Source organism: Nonomuraea corallina (assembly GCF_027620315.1).
Lineage (GTDB): Bacteria > Actinomycetota > Actinomycetes > Streptosporangiales > Streptosporangiaceae > Nonomuraea > Nonomuraea corallina.
On record NZ_JAPNNL010000285.1, the window covers coordinates 1 to 5,073 of the forward strand.

General features: G+C 72.2%; 7 protein-coding genes. 1 reads left to right on the top strand and 6 read right to left on the bottom strand.

Annotated features, from left to right (window positions below):
* The 5 genes from OUY22_RS35595 to OUY22_RS35615 form a co-directional block, all read right to left on the bottom strand.
* A partial coding sequence (locus OUY22_RS35595; protein WP_270159720.1) for a DUF998 domain-containing protein occupies positions 1-953 on the bottom strand: 953 nt, incomplete at its 3' end.
* Positions 954-995: 42 nt separating this feature from the next.
* On the bottom strand, positions 996-1,553 hold the full coding sequence (gene pspAB / locus OUY22_RS35600; RefSeq protein WP_270159721.1) for a PspA-associated protein PspAB: 558 nt from the start codon (positions 1,551-1,553) through the stop codon (positions 996-998).
* Positions 1,554-1,557: 4 nt separating this feature from the next.
* Complete coding sequence (htpX, locus tag OUY22_RS35605; protein WP_270159722.1) at positions 1,558-2,457, bottom strand: zinc metalloprotease HtpX; 900 nt, start codon at positions 2,455-2,457, stop codon at positions 1,558-1,560.
* A 3-nt stretch (positions 2,458-2,460) separates the two neighbouring features.
* On the bottom strand, positions 2,461-2,739 hold the full coding sequence (gene pspAA / locus OUY22_RS35610; RefSeq protein ID WP_270159723.1) for a PspA-associated protein PspAA: 279 nt from the start codon (positions 2,737-2,739) through the stop codon (positions 2,461-2,463).
* Positions 2,736-3,566, bottom strand: coding sequence for a PspA/IM30 family protein (locus OUY22_RS35615; RefSeq protein ID WP_270159724.1), 831 nt, complete (start codon positions 3,564-3,566; stop codon positions 2,736-2,738). Before OUY22_RS35615 ends, pspAA begins: the two co-directional genes overlap by 4 nt.
* Before the next feature lie 152 nt (positions 3,567-3,718).
* On the opposite strand from OUY22_RS35615, the gene OUY22_RS35620 reads away from it, so the two are divergent.
* On the top strand, positions 3,719-4,303 hold the full coding sequence (locus tag OUY22_RS35620) for a DUF3043 domain-containing protein (RefSeq protein WP_270159725.1): 585 nt from the start codon (positions 3,719-3,721) through the stop codon (positions 4,301-4,303).
* A 3-nt stretch (positions 4,304-4,306) separates the two neighbouring features.
* Here OUY22_RS35620 and OUY22_RS35625 read toward each other — a convergent pair.
* The coding region (locus tag OUY22_RS35625) for an SMI1/KNR4 family protein (RefSeq protein ID WP_333486865.1) at positions 4,307-5,073 on the bottom strand (767 nt) is incomplete at its 5' end.

Consider the following 5,073-nt stretch of genomic DNA (forward strand, 5'->3'; position numbering starts at 1 on the left):
GGCGGGGGCAGGCAGGGCGGGTCCACGAGCACGAGCCCGGCCACCCGCAGCGGGTGCAGCCGGGCGAACGCCTCGGCGTGCCAGGCCGCCGCCGCGTGCGCGACCACCGTCACCTGCTCGGGATGCGCGGGCGCGAGCGCGGCCAGCCGCGCCGCCTCGCCGCGCAGGGTCGGCGGTACGGGCGACGCGGGACTCAGCCCGAGCCCCGGACGGTCGAACCGGATGACCAGGCGGTCACGCGCCAGTTCGGCGGCGACCGCGTCCCAGTGGCACCACGCGCCGCCGGGGCCGCAGGCGATCAGCACGGCCGGGCCCGAGCCCTGCCGGACGACGTGCAGGGGGCCGGGCAGCGGGACGGTCACCTCCGACACGAGCAGCCGGACGGCCACGTACACGAGCCAGAGCGCGACCAGGGCGGCCAGCCCTCGCTGCGTGAGCCCGGCGAACCGCCCGGTGACGGACGCGGCCACGGTGAGCGCGCCGGCGACGGCGGTGAGCGCGGTGAGCAGCCAGGCCACCGGAGCGCGCCAGCGGGCGCTCAGCACCACCATGGCGACCGGCACGGCGAGCGCGGCCAGCGCGGCGGCGGCGACGTGCGCCCGGTGCGCGAGCGAGGTGGGAGCGCAGGTCAGATCGCTGATCATGGCGCAGTCCATCGGGAACAGGCCGGCCAGCGCGGTGAGCAGACCGGCCGCGCCCAGGGCGAGCCAGCCCGGCCACTCCTCGCGCACCCGGGGGGCCAGGGCCACCCCGGCCAGGCAGGCCAGCCCCGTGAGCACGTCGCCGGTCCGGAACAGGCGGGTCCACGGCTGGTCGCGGGCCGCCAGCTCGCCGAGGTAGCCGTGAGCCCTGTCGACTCTCGGCGTGGCCAGCTGGCCGGTGACCCACGCGCTGGACAGTACGGCGGCCCCGATGAACGCGGACGCGGCCAGCACGCACAACCTTCGCTCCACGTGATTATTACATCACTATGGGTGAAACCGGCACAAAGCGGGTCAGAGCCCGGGAGCCCCCCAGACCGGGAACCAGCGGGAGAGGTCCTCCTCCAGCGGCAGCTCGCCCGCCAGCACGCCGCGCGCCTGCAGCTCCAGGGCGTTGTCGCGGCGCTGGCCCGACAGCGGGGCGAAGGGGTAGAACGTGCCGCGCTTGTAGAGGTAGACCACGGCCAGCCGGCGGCCGTCGGCGTCGGAGAACGACACCAGCGAGCACAGCAGCGACGGGCCGAACCCGGCGCCCTCCAGCGAGGAGTTGACCGCGTGCAGCTCGGTGACCAGGTCGCCGACCTCGTCCGGCGCGCGGCGCACCAGCAGCCAGGTGTAGCCGTAGCTGTCCGTGAACTCCTCGACCCGGCCGCCGAGCAGCTCCTTGACGTCGCGTTCCAGCGTGGCGAACGCGCCTCCCTCGGCCGCGCGGAACGACACCGAGCCGGTGCCGTTCGGCGTGAGCCCGGTCGCCGCCTGCAACGTCACGGCCGCCGACGGCAGCGCGAACAGCGCATCGAGATTGGGTTTGACCGGCTTCGACCGGCCCAGGATGGCGTCGAGCCAACCCATGCGCTCAGCCCCTTCCGAGTTGGTTGGAGATCTTCGCGAGCTGTTCCAGCCGTCGCTCCAGCGGCGGGTGCGTGGAGAACAGGTTGGCCAGCGTCTCCCCCTTGGCCAGAGCGGGCGCGAAGTAGAACGCGTTGAACGGTTCGGCCTCGCGCAGGTCGCGGGTGGGGATCCTGGCCATGTCCCCGGATATCTTGACCAGCGCGCTCGACAGGGCCGAGGGCTGCTGGGTGAGAAGCGCACCTGCCCGGTCGGCCGACAGCTCGCGGTAGCGCGACAGGGCCCGGGTCAGCAGGAAGCTGATCGCGTACACCACGATCGAGACGAGCATGATGATCAGCCCGATGGGCAGGCCCCCCTGGCCGTTGCCGCGCCGGTTGCCGAGCCCGGTGTAGAGGGCGAACCGGGTCATCAGCCCGGCCACGATGCCCAGGAAGGACGCGATCGTCATCACCGCCACGTCGCGGTGCGCGACGTGCGACAGCTCGTGGGCCAGCACCCCTTCGAGCTCGCGCGGCTCCAGCCGGCGCAGGATGCCGGTCGTCACGCAGACGACGGCCTTCTTGCGGTTGCGCCCGGTGGCGAACGCGTTGGGGACGTCGGACTGCGCGATCGCCACCTTGGGCTTCGGCATGTCGGCCATCGCGCACAGCCGGTCGATCATGCCGTGGAGCTCGGGGGCCTCCTGCGGCGACACCTCCCGGCCGTGCATCGCGAACAGCGCGATGCGGTCGGACAGGAAGTACTGCGCGAACAGCAGGGCCCCCGCGATCACCAGCACGGTCACCGCCTGCGCCCCGAGCGAGATCAGGACCCCGACGAAGACCACGTAGAGCAGGCCGAGCAGGAACATCGTCGCCACCATGCGGCGGGTGAGACCGCTGTCGGGCGCGAACCTGGTCCTCACGGCTCAGCCCGGGATCAGTCCCTGGTCTCCCAGCATCTCCCGGACCTCCTCGATAGAGGCGTCCGCGGGGGGAAGGATCAGCTCGGAAGGCTCCAGGGAGTCGTCCGGCAGGGTCTTGCCGACGTGGCGTACCTTGTCGAGCAGCGCGTGCAGCTTGACCCGGAACGCCTTCTCGTCGCCCGCGTCGATGGCGGCCTCGAGCTCGCTGTCGAGCTCGTTGAGCACCGGGATGTCCTCCGGCGAGATCTCGACCTGGCCCTCGCCCATGATTCTGACGATCATGCGCCCTCCCCCGGCTGGCGCAGCTGCTGCGTCTGCTGCTGCGGAGGCTGCTGCTGCTGGGCCTGCTGAGGCTGCTGCTGCTGAGGCTGCTGCTGGCCCTGCTCGATGGCGGACTGCGGCGCGGAGCCCTGGCCGAGCTCGGCCTTCATCCTGGCCAGCTCCAGCTCGACGTCCATGCCGCCGCCCATGCGGTCGAGCTCGGCCTGGATGTCGTCGCCGCGGCTGCCGCTGTAGTCGTCGAGCGCGCCGCTGGCGAGCAGCTCGTCGATGGCGCCGGCCCGCGCCTGCATCTGGGCCGTCTTGTCCTCGGCGCGCTGGATCGCCAGGCCGACGTCGCCCATCTCCTCGGAGATGCCGGAGAAGGCCTCGTTGATGCGCGTCTGCGCCTCGGCGGCGGTGTAGGTCGCCTTGATGGTCTCCTTCTTGGTGCGGAAGGAGTCGACCTTGGCCTGCAGCCGCTGCGAGGCCGTCGTCAGCTTCTCCTCCTCGGCCTGCAGGTTGTCGTGCTGGACCCGGAGGTCGCCGATCTGCGCCTGCAGGTTGGAGCGGCGCTGCAGCGCCTCCCTGGCCAGGTCCTCACGCCCGACGGACAGCGCCTTGCGGCCCTGCTCCTCAAGCCGCTTGCTCTGCTGCTCCAGGCCGTTGATCTGCAGCTCCACACGCTTGCGAGAAGTGGCGACGTCCGCCACCCCGCGACGCACCTTCTGCAGCAACTCCAGCTGCCGCTGATAGGAGTAGTCGAGGGTCTCGCGTGGATCTTCCATCTTGTCCAAGGCCTTGTTGGCCTTGGACTTGAAGATCATCGAAAGTCTCTTCATCACGCTCATGCGCGTCGGCCGTCCCCTTCTTCGGTCGTGCTGTGATCACCCAGTGCAGCGCAGCCGCCTTGGGATTACCCTACGCATAACGCACGAGGGCGTCACTAAGTTGCAGTCCAGGTAGGGTTGAGGACGTGTTGCGACGCCGTTCCCCATCATCTGTGGACGACACCCCCGTCCATGTAGACGATCCTAAGCCCCAGGGCAAGGGTCGCCCCACTCCCAAGCGCCGGGACGCCGAGAGCAGACGGCGCCAGCCGGTCAGCGCGCCGAAGGACCGCAAAGAGGCCTATCGGCAGATGCGGGCCAAGCAGGCCGCCGAGCGTGATCGCGCCCGCCGGGGCATGCTCGCCGGCGACGAGCGCTACCTGCCCGCGCGCGACAAGGGCCCGGCGCGCAAGTTCGCGCGCGACTGGGTCGACTCGCGGCGCCTGCCGAGCCAGTACTTCCTGCCGTTCTCGCTACTGATCCTGCTGACGACCTGGGTGCCGTGGCCTCCCGCCATCCGCGCCCAGGTGCTCACCGTGGTCATGACGATCGGCTGGCCGGTGATGATGGTGGGCGTGGTCTTCACCTCCGTCTACGTCTCGTGGAAGGTCAAGCGCGAGGTGGCGGCGAAGCTGCCGAACGAGCCGGTGCGCGGGGTGGGCTTCTACGCCGCGATGCGCTCCCTGCAGATCCGCAAGCTGCGCTTCCCGCCGCCCACCCTGCTGCCGGGCGGCAAGCCGGTGCCGCCCAAGAAGTAGGCGTCACCCGGCCCGGACCCATCGCAGCACGCCCCGCCTGACCTCGGGCGCCCGGCCGTCGATCTGCCGTCCCCGTTCCAGGGCGTCGGCGATCTCCCGCAGCCGGGCGCGGTAGTCCTGCGCCGTGAGCGCGCCGTCCACGGTGACGGCGCCGCTCACGGGGTCGACCGCCGCGTACTCCGTGCCCGCGCGCCCCTGGTGGACGCTGAACGGGATCATCCGGCCGGTCCACCACGGGTGTCCCTCGGACGCGCAGAGGTGGCGCCAGGCGTCCCGGATCTGGCGGACGCCCAGGCTCGTCCCGCCCGGCGGCCCCGGCCAGGGCGCGCCGTCGTGCCGCAGCAGGGAGGCCCGCAGGTCGTCGGGGAAGTCCAGGCCCATCTGGGACTCGGCGACGGCGATCGTGCGGGCCCGGCCCGGCCCTTTCAGCTTCTCGTACGTCCTGGGGGCGTTGGCCCTGAGCCAGCGCTCGACGCGCCGCCACTGGCGGTTCACGGCCCGGACGGCGTGGGGGTCGAGCGGGCGTACCGTGACGGGGCGCGGCGCCGGGTCGCAGCCGGGCGCCTTCGCGACGGCCGTGCCCTGCCCCGGGCCGGGTTCGTCGGCCGCCCCGCCTGAGGGGCGCGGCAAGGGAGTGGCGGCGCCCGTCTGCTCCGTGACGGCGATCAGCGTCCCGTCGCCGGGGGTGTCCGGCGCCGGCGAGTGCCAGTCGGCCTGCAGTCCCGGCTCTGCCGGGCCCGGCGCCGGCCGCGGGTCGCCGATGAAGGCCA